At 72.5% G+C, this 15985-nt stretch carries 14 protein-coding genes; 6 read left to right on the top strand and 8 right to left on the bottom strand.

The annotated features are described in order from the left end of the window. The first annotated feature begins 183 nt into the window (after positions 1–183). Together AB0D31_RS13710 and AB0D31_RS13715 are read left to right on the top strand one after the other, a co-directional pair. Complete coding sequence (locus tag AB0D31_RS13710) at positions 184–858, top strand: SigE family RNA polymerase sigma factor (RefSeq protein WP_362721449.1); 675 nt, start codon at positions 184–186, stop codon at positions 856–858. Beyond that, entirely contained in the window at positions 855–2147 is a 1293-nt protein-coding gene (locus tag AB0D31_RS13715) for a hypothetical protein (RefSeq protein ID WP_362721452.1), read from the top strand. The genes AB0D31_RS13710 and AB0D31_RS13715 overlap by 4 nt, the downstream gene beginning before the upstream one ends. A 45-nt stretch (positions 2148–2192) precedes the next feature. On the opposite strand, the gene AB0D31_RS13720 is transcribed toward AB0D31_RS13715, so the two are convergent. After that, a complete protein-coding gene (locus tag AB0D31_RS13720) occupies positions 2193–3026 on the bottom strand; it encodes an SURF1 family protein (RefSeq protein ID WP_362721454.1) in 834 nt (277 codons plus the stop codon). A 678-nt stretch (positions 3027–3704) separates the two neighbouring features. After that, entirely contained in the window at positions 3705–4283 is a 579-nt protein-coding gene (locus tag AB0D31_RS13725; RefSeq protein WP_362721456.1) for a TetR/AcrR family transcriptional regulator, read from the bottom strand. Between the two features lie 91 nt (positions 4284–4374). Between AB0D31_RS13725 and AB0D31_RS13730 the strand changes: the two genes are divergently transcribed. Beyond that, positions 4375–4821, top strand: a complete 447-nt coding sequence (locus tag AB0D31_RS13730; RefSeq protein ID WP_362721458.1) for a DUF1772 domain-containing protein — start codon at positions 4375–4377, stop codon at positions 4819–4821. 185 nt (positions 4822–5006) lie between these two features. Here AB0D31_RS13730 and AB0D31_RS13735 read toward each other — a convergent pair whose 3' ends face one another. Beyond that, entirely contained in the window at positions 5007–6389 is a 1383-nt protein-coding gene (locus AB0D31_RS13735) for a M64 family metallopeptidase (RefSeq protein WP_362721459.1), read from the bottom strand. A gap of 112 nt (positions 6390–6501) precedes the next feature. On the opposite strand from AB0D31_RS13735, the gene AB0D31_RS13740 reads away from it, so the two are divergent. The 3 genes from AB0D31_RS13740 to AB0D31_RS13750 all read left to right on the top strand — a co-directional run bounded on the left by AB0D31_RS13740 (position 6502) and on the right by AB0D31_RS13750 (position 9013). Continuing rightward, positions 6502–7833 carry a helix-turn-helix domain-containing protein gene (locus AB0D31_RS13740; RefSeq protein WP_362721461.1) on the top strand — a complete coding sequence of 444 codons (1332 nt, stop codon included), beginning with the start codon at positions 6502–6504 and terminating at the stop codon, positions 7831–7833. Positions 7834–7983: 150 nt separating this feature from the next. After that, positions 7984–8604 (top strand): YceI family protein, encoded by a 621-nt coding sequence (locus AB0D31_RS13745; protein WP_362721464.1) that lies wholly within the window; start codon positions 7984–7986, stop codon positions 8602–8604. A 118-nt stretch (positions 8605–8722) separates the two neighbouring features. Continuing rightward, positions 8723–9013 carry a DUF2087 domain-containing protein gene (locus AB0D31_RS13750; RefSeq protein WP_362721466.1) on the top strand — a complete coding sequence of 97 codons (291 nt, stop codon included), beginning with the start codon at positions 8723–8725 and terminating at the stop codon, positions 9011–9013. A 28-nt stretch (positions 9014–9041) separates the two neighbouring features. Here the strand turns inward: AB0D31_RS13750 and AB0D31_RS13755 are convergent, their stop codons facing one another. The 5 genes from AB0D31_RS13755 to AB0D31_RS13775 all read right to left on the bottom strand — a co-directional run bounded on the left by AB0D31_RS13755 (position 9042) and on the right by AB0D31_RS13775 (position 15805). Continuing rightward, entirely contained in the window at positions 9042–9953 is a 912-nt protein-coding gene (locus AB0D31_RS13755) for a hypothetical protein (RefSeq protein ID WP_362721469.1), read from the bottom strand. A 272-nt stretch (positions 9954–10225) separates the two neighbouring features. Then, the gene (locus tag AB0D31_RS13760; RefSeq protein ID WP_362721471.1) at positions 10226–11575 is read right to left on the bottom strand and encodes a hypothetical protein; all 1350 of its coding nucleotides are present in this window, start codon (positions 11573–11575) and stop codon (positions 10226–10228) included. Positions 11576–11789: 214 nt separating this feature from the next. After that, positions 11790–13433 carry a citramalate synthase gene (gene cimA, locus AB0D31_RS13765; RefSeq protein WP_362721473.1) on the bottom strand — a complete coding sequence of 548 codons (1644 nt, stop codon included), beginning with the start codon at positions 13431–13433 and terminating at the stop codon, positions 11790–11792. A 308-nt stretch (positions 13434–13741) separates the two neighbouring features. Further along, positions 13742–15055 carry an MFS transporter gene (locus tag AB0D31_RS13770; protein WP_362721476.1) on the bottom strand — a complete coding sequence of 438 codons (1314 nt, stop codon included), beginning with the start codon at positions 15053–15055 and terminating at the stop codon, positions 13742–13744. Positions 15056–15202: 147 nt separating this feature from the next. Beyond that, complete coding sequence (locus AB0D31_RS13775; protein WP_362721479.1) at positions 15203–15805, bottom strand: TetR/AcrR family transcriptional regulator; 603 nt, start codon at positions 15803–15805, stop codon at positions 15203–15205. Positions 15806–15985: the final 180 nt, after the last annotated feature.

Here is a 15985-nt window from a genome sequence, read left to right on the forward strand (position 1 = left end):
CGATTCATTTCCGTGTCCCTGCAACCGGCAGAACGGCATGGAGCGTCTATGCGGTCGCCCCTCAAGGTGCCGTATAAATCGGGGCATTGGGGAAGAGCGGGTACGGATGAGGGCATGTGTCGCACCGCCAAAAACAGTGTCGTACGCGTACAACCCTGACGGGGAGGAACGTGTCCAACAGGCGTGGCAGAGGTACTCGACTTCAGAGCGGTACCGGCGCGCGGTGGCATGGTCGTCCGCCCTCGTCGGCGGTCCGGTGTGCCCGGCGGCATGCCGGTGATCGCGCCCATGCCGGCCACCCGCCCCGCCGCCCTCGTACCGTCCCAGGCGTCCTCCCGCGGGAGCGCTGACGAGATCATGGCGGTCGGCACCACCGTTGATCACCTCACCGAGACCTACCGGGCGCACTACCGCTCCCTGCTCGGCCTCGCCGCACTGCTCCTGGACGACACGGCTTCCTGCGAGGACGTCGTGCAGGAGGCGTTCATCCGCGTCCATTCGGCGCGCAGCCGGGTGCGCGAGCCGGAGAAGACCCTCGCCTATCTGCGCCAGACCGTGGTGAACCTGTCGCGTTCCGCGCTGCGCCGCCGCATCCTCGGGCTCAAGCTCCTCTCCAAGCCGATGCCCGACATGGCGAGCGCGGAGGAGGGCGCGTACGACCGGCTGGAGCGCGACGCCCTGATCAAGGCGATGCGCGGACTCCAGCGCCGCCAGCGCGAGGTGCTGGTGCTGCGGTACTTCGCCGACATGACGGAGGCTCAGGTCGCCGAGACGCTCGGCATATCCCTGGGCTCGGTGAAGGCGTACGGATCACGAGGCATAGCCGCCCTGCGGGTCGCCATGGAGGCGACGGCATGAAGGGGTCCGACGGAAACGACGACAAGCGGCCGGGGGAGCACGGGAAGTACGGGAAGTACGGCGAGCACGGGAAGTACGTCGAGCACGGCGAGCACGGGGAGCACGGCAAGTACGGGTCGGACCAGCGGCCCAGCATTGACCTGAACGACCTGACTGGATACGGATTCGTGGACACAACGCCGGAAAAGAACAGCACCGGCACCCCTCACCCCGGGTCTGCGCCCGCCCCCGGCGGCACCGACACGGCCGGGGAACAGGCACTGCGCAGGCTGCTGCACGGCGCGGTCGACGAGCTGACGCCCTCCGAGGGGGCGCTCGAACACCTGCGGGCCGCGGTACCCGCACGGCGTGCGCGCAAGCGGCAGGCCGTCGTGGGCTCGGTCGCGGCCGTCCTCCTGGTGGCCACCGCGGTGCCGGCCTTCCTCCATGTCGCGGACACCGCGAGCAGCACCGACGAGCAGCCCGCCGTCGCCGGCCACGGTCAGCAGACGTACGGCACGTCGGGCGGCGTCTCCGGCACGCCCGACAGGGTGCCGCCCGACGCCCCGTCCACCGGCGCCGGCACCCGGCCCGGCGGTACGCCCGACGGAAAGGGCGCCTCGAAGACGCCCAGCACGGGCACGACCGGTGACACGGCGGGCGCCGTCGACGGGCCGCACAGCGGCACCACGCAGGCGAACTCGCCGGTGTGCGCGGCGGGCGAGCTGAGCGTGAAGTCCGCGAAGGTCGGCAAGCCCGACGCGAGCGGCAAGGTGTACGGCGCGTTCCGCGTCGTCAACGCGTCGGACAGGCAATGTGCGATCGGCGGGGTCGGCACGTTCGACGTCCACGCGCAGGGCGCGGCCGACCCCGCGAAGATCACTGTGGTCCAGCACGCGGCGGGCGACCCCGCACCCGGCCTCCCCGACCCCTCCCAGGACGCGGACCACCTGGTGCTCAAGCCGGCCGCGGCCTACGAGGTGCGGTTCGCCTGGGTGCCGTCGGACACCTGCCCCAAGGCGACCCCGTCGCCCGACCCGAGCCCGTCGAGCAACCCGGCGAGCAACGCTGGGGTCACCGCGCCGACGACGGCCGGGAGCGGCGCGGGCGGCGGGGGCGCGGGCCAGAGCCCGCAACTGGCCCCGAACAGCGGCCCCCCGGTCGCGACGGAGGACGGCGCGGTGGCGGTCACCCACGTGGCCGAGCCCGGCGCGCCGACCGCGGAGGCGAAGATCCCCAACGCGTGCGCCGGGACGATCTACAAGACGGGCGTCCTCGCCGCGGGGGCCGCGACGGAGGCGGCGCACTAGGTTCGGTTCGGGCCGGGGGCCCGGGCTTCGGGTGGCGCTTGGCTTTCAGGTGGCCCGGGTGGTGGCCCCCGCGGCCTCGGGTTTCCCTGACGCGTCAAAGGCGCCGTCGGTCTCGGGGGGAGCGTCGGACCCGTCCGGGGCGAGGCCCAGTTCGGCGTCTTCCAGGGCCTCGGCCTCGCGCCGCACCAGACGGAACCACATGAAGACCACGAACCCCGCGAAGACGAACCACTCGCCGGTGTAGCCGAGGTTCTGGAACGCCTTCAGGTCGAGCCCGCTGTTCTGCGGCGCGCTCGCCGGCACCGGAATGAGGCCGGTGGCGGCGCCGGGCAGTGTCACCCAGGCGTCGTACACCGGATACGGCACCAAGTTGACGAGGGCGGCCGCGCTGATCATGCCGACCTGGCCCCGGGGCAGCCCGCCCTGCGCGTTCACACCGTCCGAACCCGCGGTCTCCGACGCCTGAAGTACGCCGGTGACGGCCACGTCGCCCGCGGGGGCGGCCGGGGCCTTGGCGCCCCGGGGGATCCAGCCGCGTACGACGGGCAGCGCCTTGCCGCCGTCGGTGCGCAGCAGGGTCAGGACATAGCTGCCCGACTTGCCGTCGACCTCGCGGTCGGGCACCAGGAACTGCTCGCCGTAGTGGCCGCGGGCCTGCGCGGGGCGGCCGGAGGTGCGCTGGTCGACGGGGAGCAGCGAGGCGAGCGGCTCGGCCTTGCGGGTGGCGGGGTCGGGGGCCTTCTCGGCGGCGTCGTGGGACTGCACGCGGTCCTCGAAGCGGCCCAGCTGCCATGAGCCCATGAAGATGCAGGCGGGGATGGCGAGCAGGACGAAGGCGTGGATTCCCCACCAGCGGGGTGTGAGCAGGAACCGGTACACACCCCCACGGTACGGAATCCTGCCGGGGGGCTGGGCTGCGGGGTGCCCGCAAGAACCCCGGGGGCCTTGCCCCCGGCCCCCTCGGGGGCTCCGCCCCCGGCCCGTTCCTGTGCTGACCGCGCCGGGTTGCTCGCGCCTTCCTCGCGCCCCATAACCCGATTTCGTCTGCGGACCGTGCTCGCGTCTCGCGCAGTTCCCCGCGCCCCTGGCGGGGCTTGCCCTGGCAGGGTGCCCAGCCGGGGCCACCCCAGCCGGTCCGGCGCTTGAGGACGAGCGCCCTCAAGGCGCGAACGGGGTCTGGGGCGGAGCCCCAGGAGTCTGTACCTCAGCTCAGCTCTCACCCCCGGAGGGTTCGGGAAGGGGTGGGGTGGGGCCTCCCGGGGTCTGGGGCGGAGCCCCAGCAAGCCCGCCGCCTTCGGGTGCGGACCGTGCTGGGTCGCCCGCGCCCGTCGTGGCGGAGCCGCGCAACAGGCACAGCCCCGCACCCCTGTAGGGCACCCGGAGTCGACCGGTCGCGCCCCCCGCGGCGCATCCGCGCAAGGCACAGCCCCGCGCCCAGCAGGGCACCCGGCGCCGATCCGCCGCCACCACCGCGGTGGACCCGCGTACAAGCGACAGCCGTGCGCGCCCGCAGGGCACCCGGCGCCGAACCGCGTGGGCAGACGCGCGGGCGCAAGGTCAGAGCACGGCCAGGCGGGCCACCAGCAGACGTACCCTCTCCTCCGTGTCCGCCGGCGGCAACCGCCCCGCTCGGGTCAGGGTCACGATCCCGTGCAGGGACGCCCAGAAGAGCTCGGTGAACAACCCCGGGTGGACCCCCTCCCCGGCGACCTCGCCGAGGCATTCCAGCAGGGCGGCGAAGGCATCCTTGAGAGGGGCCGGGGTGTCCTCCTGCGCATACGCAAGGCCGCCGTCGAGCTGGAACAGGGCGTCGTAGACCGCCGGATTGCGCGCGGCGAAGTCGAGGTAGCCGCGGGCGAGTGCGGTGACCCGGGCGCGCGGACCGGCCGCGGCGGCGGTCGCGGCCCGCAGCGCCACCGCCAGCTCCGCGGCGCCCTCAAGGGCAACCGCGCCGATGATCTCGCGTTTGCCGCGGAAGTGGCTGTAGAGGACGGGCTGGCTGTACTCGATGCTCTCGGCGAGCCGGCGCGTGGTAACCGCGTCCCAGCCGTGCTGCTCGGCGAGTTGGCGAGCCGTCGCCACGATGAGGCGCTCGCGGCCCGCCCGCTCACGCTCCTTGCGTTCCTTGACCGACATGGTCCGACCCTAGCACCGCTAGACAAGCAAGCGATGGCAACACTAGCGTTGCATCAACAGCTAGCAATGCTAGATAACTGGAGGGATCGTCATGCTCAGCACACTTGAGGTCGTCACCACCGTGGTCGTCGGCCTGATGGTGGGGGTGGAGTTCTCCGTCGCCTTCGTCATGGGTCCGATCCTCAACGCACTCCCCGAGGACAGCGGCCAGCTCGGCCATGCCCACGGAGGCCGGATGCTCGGCGCCGTCATGCCGGTCTGGTACATCGGATCGCTCGTCCTGGCCGCGCTCTGGGCCGTCACCGGATGGCACCACGCCGGGACCGGACTGGTCGTCACGGCCGCCGGACTCCTGATGCTCAGCGTGGTCATGTCGCTCCTGCTGCTCGTTCCGATCAACAACCGGAACAAGACGTGGACCCCGGAGACCCGGCCCGCGGACTGGAAGGAGCAGATGAACCGCTGGAACCGCTGGCACTACGTGCGCGTCGCCGTCATCATCGGCGCCTTCACCCTGCTGGTCGCCGCCCTGACCTGAGGGCCGAGCCGCCAGGCCGTGTGCCGCTTCGCCTCAGAGCAATCACGGTGTTCGCCGGGAATGTGCCCATGCACCTGAAGTACGTCCATAGAGCGCGCCGTTCGCCCCGTCGAAGTGGTCCGACGGGGCTGCGGACCTCCAGCCCGGCCCGGCCCGGTCCGGCCCGGTCGCTCGGCCCCGACCAGCTAGCGGTGGGTGTGCCACTCCGCCGTGTCCTGGAGGGTCTTCGCGATCCCGGGGTCGCGGACCGACGGGGTCCGGTCGAGCACCCGCACCGTCAGACGGTGGTCACCCCGCCCGAGGTCGAGGCCCCGTACCGGCACCGCCGTACGCCCCTCGTACCGCCGCAGCTCCCGCCCGTCCAGGTACCAGCGGACCGTCAACTGCCGCCCGCCCACAAGCCGCGGCACCGTGACCCGGGCCGTGTCGGACGGCCGCAGCGTACGCGCCGTCGACGTCACCGGCGTCACGACCGACGCGTGCCGGTAGAACCCCGCGATCATCGCCTCCACCCCCGGCAGATTGAACGGCTTGCCCAGGATCCGCATGATCGAGCCGTCGGTGGGCCGGTTCAGGCCGGTGACGTAGTAGCCGCCGCCCTCGTACGCCCCGACCGTCCCGCCGTCCGGCGACGTTTCACCCAGCCAGCGGTACCACTTGGTGCGGTCCGCGGCCATTTGATCCGCGGACAGGACCGAGATGTTGGACTGGTCGGCCTCGGGGCCTTCGTAGTGCTCGTACCCCGGAGTGTCCGGGTAGAAGTACTCGTCGGCCAGCTTGCCCAGGGAGTGCCCGGTCTCGTGGATGGCGACCTGGCCGGACTTGGCGTTCCCGGCGGACGCGGTCGATATGCCCTCGTAGCCGAGCGTCGCGGACGGCTCGTTGTACCCGGCACCGCCGTACTTCGCGCTGTTGGCGAGCACGACGACCAGATCGGCCTGGGGTGCCTTCGCCACGTACGCGTCGACCTTGTCCTGGTCGATGCAGAGCAGCCGCTCGACGCCGTCGCACCAGAAGTACGAGCCGAGCGCGGTGTTCTTCACGTCGCCCTGTGCCGGGTCGCCCGAGACGCCGCTCTCGGCGGAGACCGCGTCCACCGTCCACACGTTGAAGAGGTTCTGGTACGTCGTGTACGGCTCGACGCCGGTGATCTCGCCCCACTTCTCCTTGGCGTCGGCGTGGAACTGGTCCAACTGGTCGGCCGTGTAACCGTCACCCACGATGACGATGTCCAGGCGGTCGGCGATCGAGCCGTTGTCGATCACCTTGGTGACCTGGCCGTCCCCGGCGGCGGACGCGGACGCGGCGGCGGACGCCGAGAGGTGCGGCGCGGGCCTGCCGAGTCCGTTCTTCGGCACCAGGGCATGCCCGGAGCCCGCGAGGGTCGCGCCCGACGCGGCCTCCGGACCGGGTATCTCGACCTGAACCCGCGGCGGGGCCGGCGGCGAGCCGGCGGCGGCCGCGGTGCCGGGCCCGGCCGCGAGCGCGGCGAGAACGGTGGCGCCGGCGAGCGTGGCCGCCGCGGTGCCTCTGCGCGCGATGAAGCCCCTGCGCATGGATGGGCGCATGAAGTCCTCTCTCTGTAACGGAAGTTAAGCAGCTAGGTAAATGCATTGAACGGCCTGCTTAAATTAGGGGGCGCACAGGACGTGCGCAATGCTTTGGGGCCAAGGGGAAGCCATGGACGCACCTGCCGTGATCGGCCGCCGAGTTCAGCAGCTGCGCAGCCAACTGGGGCTTACACAGCGCCAAGTGGCCGAACCCGCCTACACGCCGGCGTACGTCTCCACCCTGGAGTCCGGCAAGGTCCGCCCCTCGGACGCGGCCCTGCGCCATCTCGCCGAGCGGCTCGGCACCACGTACGAGGAGCTGGCCACCGGACGCCCGGCCCGGCTCGTCACCGAGCTGCGCCTCGGCCTCACCGACGCCCAGCGGGCGCTGGCCACCGGCGAGGCGGACGAGGCGGCCGTCCGCTACCGCCACCTGCTGACCGAGGCCGAGCTGCACGGCCTCGACGAGGAGCGCGCCGAGGCGCTTCAGGGACTCGGCGACTGCGCGTTGGAAACCGGTGAACTGACCGACGCCGTACGGCACTTCGAGGAGAGCGAGCGACTCCTGGCCGACGAGCCGCTGCCGCGCCGCGCGCGGGCGGTCCGGGGCCGGGCTGTCGCCCACATCCTCGCCGGTGAACTGCGCTACGCCTGCTACCTCCTGGAGTCGGCCATCGACGAGCTCGGCACCAGCGGGCTCGCCGACCCCGAGGCACTGGTCCTCCTGTACGCCGCGGTCATCGGCCCGTACCTGGACATGGGCGCCCAGGCCCGCGCCGCGCGGGCCGCCGAGCTGGCGCTCGCACTCGCCCCGCAGGTCAACGATCCGGCGCTGGTCGCGGGGATGCACCGGCAGGTCGCGCGGACCTTCCTGGCCGAGGGGCGCCTGGCCGACGCGGACGACGCGCTCGCCAAGGCCCAGTCGATCTACCGCCAGCTGCGGCTGCGCACCGACCTCGCGCACTGCCACTGGATGCGCGGCTACGTCTACGCCCAGGAGGATCAACTCGGCCTCGCCGAACGGGAGTTGCGCACGGCACGTGACATGCTCGCCGCCAAGCGGGCCGTCCTGTTCACCGCGCAGGTCGAGGTGGAGCTCGCGGATGTACTGCGTCGGCTCGGGCGGCACGAGGAGGCGATGGCGCTGCTCGCCCCGCTCACCGAACTCGGCGACCAGCACGGCGCGGTGCACGCGGGCGGCGCGCACCGGCTGCTCGGCCTCATCCGCGAGGAGCGGGGCGAGCCCGAGGCGGCGGAGGAGCATTACGTCACCGCGCTCGGGCTGCTCGAACGCAGTGGAGCCACCGGCGACCTGGCCGACCTGTGCCGGCTCCTCGGCGATCTGCTGCGCCGCGCGGGGCGCGTCGAGGCGGCGATGGACGCCTACCGCACCGGGCTCGGCCATCGCGCCGCCCCCGGCACGACCACCCTGGGCCCGGCCCCGCTGCCGCCCGGCCTCTGAGCGAAGGCGCCACCCCCGCGGCGCGCCGGGTCGCGCCGAGGGCGCTCCAGTGAGATAGTTGAAATCCGAACGGAATAGCTCTACCGTGAATGTCGTTGAAAGTTAAACCGCTTCGGCGCAAGGCCGCGGCGCGTAGCGAAGGAGTACGCCATGGGTCTCTTCGGCCGTAAGAACAGCGACAGCAGCACCGCCCCCCTCGACTCCGCGGCGCCCACCGCGGTCGACCCCGCACTCGCCGCGCTGACCGGCACGTACACCATCGACCCGGCCCACAGCAGCATCGGCTTCACCGTGCGGCACGCCATGGTCACCAACGTCCGCGGCTCCTTCACCGACCACGAGGGCACCCTGACCCTGGACGGCACGAACCCGGCCGCGTCCGCCGCAACCATCGTCGTCAAGATCGCCAGCGTGGACACCGGCATGGCCGACCGCGATGCCCACCTGCGCAGCCCCGACTTCTTCGACGCCGAGCAGTTCCCGCTGATGAGCTTCCGCTCGACCGAGGCCAGGGCGCTCGGCGGCGACACGTACCGCCTGGTCGGCGACCTGACGATCAAGGACGTCACCCGGCCGCTCTCCATCGACCTGGAGTTCCAGGGCTCGGCCACCGACCCCTACGGCAACCAGCGCGTCGGCTTCGAGGGCAGCGCCGAGATCCTGCGCTCCGACTGGGGCCTGACCTGGAACGCCGCCCTGGAGACCGGGGGTGTCATGGTCAGCGACAAGGTGAAGCTCACCTTCGACATCTCCGCGATCAAGTCCGCCTGACGCGCGCCCGGCCGGCACCTGGGGTGCCGGCCCGCCGCGTCGCCGCGCACACAGCGCACCTGGCGCACCTGGCGATATTGCGTTGTCCGGCGCCGCTCCCCCGGGCGACGCTTCCCGCATGGAGAACAACACCGCGGCCCCGGGTGCCGCCGCCAACTCCCCCGCCGTCGCCGCCCTTTTCTCGCGCGGGCGTCTGACGGCCATTCCACGGAAGACGGCCCGCCGCGAGCAGCTGCTGGCCCATCTCGCGGTGACGCTCTTCGCGCCCGGCCGTGATTACACGGAGCGCGAGGTCAACGAGGCGCTGCTCGCCGTGCACGACGACTTCCCGGCACTGCGCCGGTTCCTGGTGACCGGCGGCCACCTCACCCGCACGCGGGACGGCGCCACCTACCGGCACGCGATGTAGTCCACACCCGCGCCGTGGCCGGGGCCAGTTACCGGCCGGCCAGGTAGTCCACGAAGACGGTGAGCGTGACGGCCACCGCGGCCACGACCACCGCGGCCGCCGTCTTCTCCCGCGTCGTGTACGGCGGTACGGGAGGCAGGGCGGGGAACGTGCCGCGCGAGGACGGCGGCGCGGCCGCCACCTGCGGCCGGGCGAGCGCCCGCCTGCGGGCGGCGCCGAGCACCCGGTGGAGCAGGGGGAAGAGCCCGGGGCCGAGCAGCGCCGCGAGGCCGGACCACTCCGGCAGCCGCAGCGCGACCACGGCGAGCAGGACGAGGACGAACCACGCCCAGCAGGTGAGGGCGCCCGCGAGCGGCGCCCTGATCAGCAGACGCAGCGGCGCCCGGCCGCGCCGGGCGAGGGCGGTGAGGGTCTCGGCGAGTACGGCGGTGCGGTCGTCGGCGGGCCGTGAGCGGGCCTGGTCCCACGCCTGCTGTGCGGCGCCGGCCGCGTGTCCTATGACGGCGAGCACGAGCCGTGCGTCGTGCCGCTGGACCCGGCCCGTCGAAGGCTGTCCGGGGGTCCCGCCCGCGTCGGCCGCGTGTGCCGCGTGCGGCGATTCGGGGGCCAACTTCCGTATCCGGGCGGCCAGTTCGGGTGCCCTGCGGTTGCGGGCCGGGTCGTCGTCGGCGAGACACAGATCGGTGTAGGCGGCGAGCAGACCGAGGTCGTCGGGGAAGGTGTCGAGCCCCTCGCGGAACACGGCCTCCGCGCGGTCGGCGTGCCCCTCGACGCTTTCGGCGGCGTACGCGCGGCCGAGCAGGGCGTAGAGCCGGGGGTCGGGCCCCTCCGTGTACAGCGCGGCCCGCGCGGCCTTGCGGGCAGCGCTGGTGCGGCCCGCGCGCAGCAGCGCCTCGGCATCGGCGCAGGCCGCGATGGTGTCTTCGTGCCCGGCGTGCAATGTGTCCCCAACTTTGGATGTGCGGCTCGCAACTATCGCTCGCGGGAACGCGGCGGGTCAACAGCGAGGTCACCGGGGGCGGAACCGCCGGCCCCGGTCACCAGTCACCGGCCCCGGATCATCACTCGCCGCCGCCGAATCCCCCGCCGTCGCCGGCCCCCGTCAGCAGTCGCCGGCCCCGGGTCATCAGTCGCCGCTGAACCCCCCGCCGTCGCCGGCCTCGGGTCACCGGTCGCCCGAGTCACCAGTCGCCGCCGGCCAATCCCCCGCCGTCACCAGTCTCCGCCGCCGAACCCTCCACCGTCGCCGCCCCCGCCGCCCCAGTCTCCGCCCCCGAAGTCGGAGGGGTTGAAGTCGGAGCCCGACACGTCGCCGCCGTCGAAACCGGAGCCCGCGTCGTAGGAGCCGGCGCCGTAGTCCGAAGCGTAGGCGGGCGTCGACAGCATCGAGCCGAGCATCGTGCCCATCAGGAGGCCGGGCAGCATGCCGCCGCCGAAGTAGCCGCCCGCCCAGGGGCCGTACGCCGGGCCCGCGTCGTAGTAGGGGCGGCGGCCCTGGTCGGTGTCGACCTCGCGGACCATCGGGTCCTGGCCGTCACGCAGCCGGGTCGCGTCCGCGAGGCAGACCGGCACCTGGCGCGGGGCGCCGCCGGCCGGAGTCCAGGTGGCGTCCTCGACGGAGGGGCCGTGGCGCGGGTCGAAGAAGCAGGGGGCGCGGCGCTCGGGCAACGGCCGGTGTTCGCGACGGGCGGCGAGGGTGGCGAGCGAGAAGCGGCCGTCCTCCAGTGCCTGGGTCACGCCGGTCACGTCGGCGGGCCGTTCGGCCTTCGCCATCAGGGACTTGGAGGTTTCGTAGGAGTCGAGGGCGCGCTCGTAGTCGGCGCGCATCGCGTCGTCGGCGCCGGCCTCGGCGGGGTGGAAGTCGAGCCGGTCCAGCTCCTCGCCGAACGCGGTGATGTCCTCGTCGACGACGACCTGGAGGCGCTGGAGCGCGGCCCGCTCCTCCTCGGCCTTCTTCTTGCGGCTCCGCCGCACCAGCGCGTACGCACCGGCGCCGCCCGCCACGACCACGGCGCCCACGCCGATGAGTGCGCCGGTGTTCACGCCGCCGTCGGAGCCGGAGCCGCCGCCCCACGAGGCGGGCGCGCGGCCCTTCATCTGCGGGAGCGCCTTGTCGACGAACGCGTTGAGCTGGGTCACCGCGTCACCGCCGGTGCCGGGGGCGCGTACCGCGCTGTTGAGGTTCTTGACGGACTGCGGCGGCATGACCTTGCGGTCGGCGCCCGAGGTGAACGCGTCACCGAGCCGGATCGCGTACAGGCCGGTGACGCCGGTGTCGGTCCGCAGGTACTGCAGGATCGAGTCCCTGGGGAACGCGGCGCTGTTGGGCAGTACGGCCACGAACAGCGGTTTGTTCGCGTCCTTGATCTTCTTGGCCAGGGCGTCGGCCTGGGCGGGACTGAGCTGGTTCGCGGCTCCGGGATCCACGTAGACCGGGCTCTTCTTGAGCTGGTCGGCCACGTCGGACGCGCCGCTCGCGCCGCTCGCGGCCATGGCGGGCGCCGCCGCGACCAGTACGGCGAGCGCTACGGCGGGGAGTACGGAGAAAACCCTGAGCCTCATGGTGCCGACGCTACCCGAGGCCGCCCGGAAACGGACATACGGGGTGGCGCGACCGGGGTGCGGGGCGGGCGCGAAGTACCGGCCGGGCTCCTCCCCCACCCAGGGCGCCACCGGGCCCCCTTACCGGCGCGGCTGGATCCCGGCCCGGAGCAGACCGTACGTACACGCGCCCCGGGACCCCTCCCGCCCCCAAGACACCACCGAGCCGGCCCCACTACCGACGCGGCTCGACCCCGGCCCGGAGCAGACCGTACGTGTACGCGTCCTGGAGCGCTTCCCATGACGCGGCGATCACGTTGGGGCCCGCGCCGACGGTCGTCCACTCGGCCGTGCCGTCCGTCGTGGTGATCAGGACGCGCGTGGTGGAGGCGGTGCCGTGCTTGCCCTCAAGGGTGCGCACCTTGTAGTCGACCAGCTCGAACTTGGCGACCTGCGGATAGAACCGCTCCAAGCCCTGGAGCAGCGCGGAGTCCATGGCGTTGACGGGGCCATTGCCCTCGGCGGTGACGATGAGGCGTTCCTGGCCGACCCAGAACTTCACGGTGGCGCCGTTGGCGTGGGTGCCGTCCTGGCGGGTCTCGATGATCGCCTGGTACGACTCCATGCGGAAGTAGTCGCGCGGCCCGCCCTCGACCTCGTCGCGAAGGAGCAGCTCGAAGGAGGCGTCGGCGGCTTCGTAGGTGTAGCCCTCCAGTTCGCGCGCCTTGACCCGCTCCACGACCCGGGCGACCATCTCGCGGTCGTCGCCGAGGTCGACGCCGAGCTCCTTGCCCTTGAGCTCGATGGAGGCGCGGCCGGCCATGTCGGAGACCAGCATGCGGATGTGGTTGCCGACCAGGCCGGGGTCGATGTGCTGGTACAGATCGGGGTCGACCTTGATCGCGGAGGCGTGCAGGCCGGCCTTGTGGGCGAAGGCGGAGACACCGACGTACGGCTGGTGCGTGGAGGGCGCGAGGTTGACCACCTCGGCGATGGCGTGCGAGATGCGGGTCATCTCCGCGAGCGCGCCCTGGGGCAGCACCTTCTTGCCGTACTTGATCTCCAGTGCGGCGACGACGGGGAACAGGTTGGCGTTGCCGACGCGCTCGCCGTAACCGTTGGCGGTGCACTGCACGTGGGTGGCGCCCGCGTCGACGGCGGCGAGGGTGTTGGCGACCGCGCAGCCGGTGTCGTCCTGGGCGTGGATGCCGAGCCGGGCGCCGGTGTCGGCGAGCACGGTGGCGACGACCGCGTGGATCTGCGCGGGCAGCATGCCGCCGTTGGTGTCGCACAGGACGACGACGTCCGCGCCGGCCCCGCTCGCGGCCCGTACGACGGCCTTGGCGTACTCGGGGTTGGCCTTGTACCCGTCGAAGAAGTGCTCGCAGTCCACGAAGACCCGGCGGCCCTGCTCGCGCAGGTGGGACACGGTGTCGCGGACCATCTCCAGGTTCTCGTCCAGGGTGGTGCGCAGGGCCAGCTCGACGTGCCGGTCGTGCGACTTGGCGACCAGAGTGACCACAGGGGCGCCGGACTCCACCAGGGCCCGCACCTGCGGGTCCTCGGCGGCTTTGCCGCCCGCGCGGCGGGTGGCGCCGAAGGCCACGAGCTGGGCGTTCTTGAAGCGGATCTCCTGCTGTGCGCGGGCGAAGAACTCGGTGTCGCGGGGGTTCGCGCCGGGCCAGCCGCCCTCGATGAAGCCCACGCCGAACTCGTCCAGGTGCCGGGCGATCGTCAGCTTGTCCGCGACGGTGAGGTTGATGCCCTCGCGTTGGGCGCCGTCGCGCAGCGTCGTGTCGAAGACGTGGAAGCTGTCGTCGACCCGAGGGCCGGCGAGAAGACTCTCCTCGGCGGCCTCGTGCGCCTCGTTGGTCGTCATGCTGATCTGACTCCTGTCGGGTGAGTGGCTCCGAACTGCTGGCTCCACTTGCCCCCGTCGTCGCGCTGCTCGCCCCGGCCGTGGTGGGGCCGGTAAACGAAAAGACCCCTCGCGGGTGCGAGAGGTCTGCGCGCGGGTCTGGGGCACGATGCCGCTGCCGCGGATGGTTCCACGGTTTCAGCGGTCACTGCGGACCGGCGCGCTGCTGTCCATAATCATGGCGAAAGCGAGCACGCAAGCAGTCTGCCACAAGGGTCCGGTCGGCTGAGACGGGGTCTCACCATCCGGGCCGCCCCGCCCGACCTGCGCTAATTCGATGCGACGGGCTGGGCCCGGGTGGCCGGCGCCTCTTCCTTTACCCGGTTGAGGTCGATGTCCCGCGTCTCGCGCATGGTGAGGTAGACGACGAGGGAGACGGCGGCGCATCCGGCCACGTACCAGTAGAAGCCGGATTCGGCGCCGGCCTTCTTGAACCAGAGCGCCACGTATTCGGCGGTCCCGCCGAACAGGGCGTTCGCCAGGGCGTAGGGCAGGGCGACGCCGAGCGCGCGGATGCTGGTGGGGAAGAGCTCGGCCTTCACGCAGGCGTTGATCGAGGTGTAGCCCGTGACGACGACCAGGGCGAGCAGGGCGAGGCCGAAGGCGGGCCAGAACGTGCCGGCGTGCTTGAGCATCGTCATGATCGGCACGGTCAGGAAGGTCGAGCCGACGGCGAAGGTGATCAGGAGCGGCCGGCGTCCGATCCGGTCGGAGAGCGCGCCCGCGAGCGGCTGGAGGCACATGAAGACGAACAGCGCGCAGAAGCTGACGAGCGAGGCGGTGGACTTCTCCATGCCGGCGCTCTTGGAGAGGAACTTCGTCAGGTACGTCGTGTACGTGTAGTACGCGACGGTGCCGCCCATGGTGAGCGCCATGACGAGCAGCGCCTCCCGCCGGTGCGCCCACAGCGCCTTGAGGGTGCCGCGGTCCTCGTCCCCGGCCGCGCCCGACTCCTCGTACACCTCGGTCTCCAGCATGGAGCGGCGCAGGTAGAAGACGACGGCCGCGCCGAGCGCGCCGACGATGAAGGGGATGCGCCAGCCCCAGCTGTGCAGGGCCGCGTCCGAGAGGCTGCGCTGCAGCACGATCTGGAGGCCGAGGCCGACGAGCTGGCCCGCGGTCATCGACACGTACTGGAAGCTGGAGGCGAAGCCGCGCCGCCCGGGGTCGGAGGCTTCGGTGAGGTAGGTGGCGCTGGCCGCGTACTCACCGCCGACGGAGAGCCCCTGGAGGAGTCGGGCGACCAGCAGAACGGCCACTCCCCCGTATCCGGCGACCGCGTACGTCGGGGCGATCGCGATCAGGATCGCCGAGGCGGACATCAGGGTGACGGTCAGGGTGAGCGCGGCCTTGCGGCCCTTGCGGTCACCGATGCGGCCGAGCAGCCAGCCGCCGACGGGCCGCATGAAGAAGCCGACGGCGAAGATCCCCATGGTGTTCATGAGGTTGGCGGTCTCGTTGCCCTTCGGGAAGAACGCGTCCGCGAAGTACACGGCGAAGGTGGCGTACACGAACCAGTCGAACCACTCGACCATGTTGCCGGCCGACCCGACCCAGATCTTCTTCCAGTGCTCTCGTCCCATGGACGCTCACGGTGGCGCAGCGGGGCCCGGCGGACAAGGAGTGCGGGCGCAACGATGTGGCGTACTTACGTGCGTTGCGTTCCCCGGCGCCGGGGTCCGCGCCGGTGGCACACCGGTCGCGGACCGCGGCGGCGTGCCGGTGGCGGGTCAGGGGCGCAGCAGCGATTCGTCCACGAACTCCCTTACGTGGGCCATGACTTGCTCCCTGCCGGTGCCGGGCAGGCCGACCGCTACGTGGACGCTGAAGCCGTCGAGCAGGGCGCGCAGCCGGGAGGCGAACCGGTCCGCGTCGACGGGGCGGAACTCGCCGCGCGAGACGCCCTCGGCGAGTATCGCCACCAGGTCGCGGTGCCAGGCGCCCTCGATGGCGGCCTGCCGCACGCGGGCCCCGTCGTCGGCGTTCTGCGAACGGTTCCAGACTTCCAGCCACAGGATCCAGTGCGGGTCGCGCGGCCCGTCGGGCACGTACAGGTCGACGTAGGCGTCGAGCCGCTGCCGTACGGTGCCGGGCCGGGCGAGCAGCGCGCGCCGCTCGTCCCCGAGGCGCCCCTCGCTCCACTCCAGGGTCTGGAGCAGGAGCTCGTCCTTGGTGCGGAAGTAGTAGAGGAGGTGCCCGCTGGACATACCGACCTCACGGCCGAGCCCGGCCATGGTGAGCCCGTCGAGTCCGCGCTCGGCGATGGTGGCCATGGCGGCGGCGAGCAGTTCCTCGCGGGGCGGGGCGGTGTTGCGGCGGCGCGGTGCGTTCACCCGTATGTTCTACCCGATACGCGGGCCGCCCCCAGCCACGCGAGCCGCCTCCGCGGGGGCGGGAGCCCTGTGTACGCGGCCCGCCCGGCCGGGCGAGCCGCCTCCGCGAGGGCGGAAGCCCTGTGCACCCCGGCCGCCCCGGCCACGCGAGCCGCCGCCCCGGCCGCCCGAGCCGCCGCC

The organism is Streptomyces sp. NPDC048361 (assembly GCF_040651795.1).
GTDB lineage: Bacteria > Actinomycetota > Actinomycetes > Streptomycetales > Streptomycetaceae > Streptomyces.

Excerpts from the sequence above, each read along its gene's own strand:
- AB0D31_RS13740 (WP_362721461.1), top strand. The coding sequence starts at position 6,502 with ATGGACGCACCTGCCGTGATCGGCCGCCGAGTTCAGCAGCTGCGCAGC.
- AB0D31_RS13725 (WP_362721456.1), bottom strand. The coding sequence starts at position 4,283 with ATGTCGGTCAAGGAACGCAAGGAGCGTGAGCGGGCGGGCCGCGAGCGC.
- AB0D31_RS13760 (WP_362721471.1), bottom strand. The coding sequence starts at position 11,575 with ATGAGGCTCAGGGTTTTCTCCGTACTCCCCGCCGTAGCGCTCGCCGTA.
- AB0D31_RS13750 (WP_362721466.1), top strand. The coding sequence starts at position 8,723 with ATGGAGAACAACACCGCGGCCCCGGGTGCCGCCGCCAACTCCCCCGCC.
- cimA (WP_362721473.1), bottom strand. The coding sequence starts at position 13,433 with ATGACGACCAACGAGGCGCACGAGGCCGCCGAGGAGAGTCTTCTCGCC.
- AB0D31_RS13715 (WP_362721452.1), top strand. The coding sequence starts at position 855 with ATGAAGGGGTCCGACGGAAACGACGACAAGCGGCCGGGGGAGCACGGG.
- AB0D31_RS13770 (WP_362721476.1), bottom strand. The coding sequence starts at position 15,055 with ATGGGACGAGAGCACTGGAAGAAGATCTGGGTCGGGTCGGCCGGCAAC.
- AB0D31_RS13730 (WP_362721458.1), top strand. The coding sequence starts at position 4,375 with ATGCTCAGCACACTTGAGGTCGTCACCACCGTGGTCGTCGGCCTGATG.
- AB0D31_RS13735 (WP_362721459.1), bottom strand. The coding sequence starts at position 6,389 with ATGCGCCCATCCATGCGCAGGGGCTTCATCGCGCGCAGAGGCACCGCG.
- AB0D31_RS13745 (WP_362721464.1), top strand. The coding sequence starts at position 7,984 with ATGGGTCTCTTCGGCCGTAAGAACAGCGACAGCAGCACCGCCCCCCTC.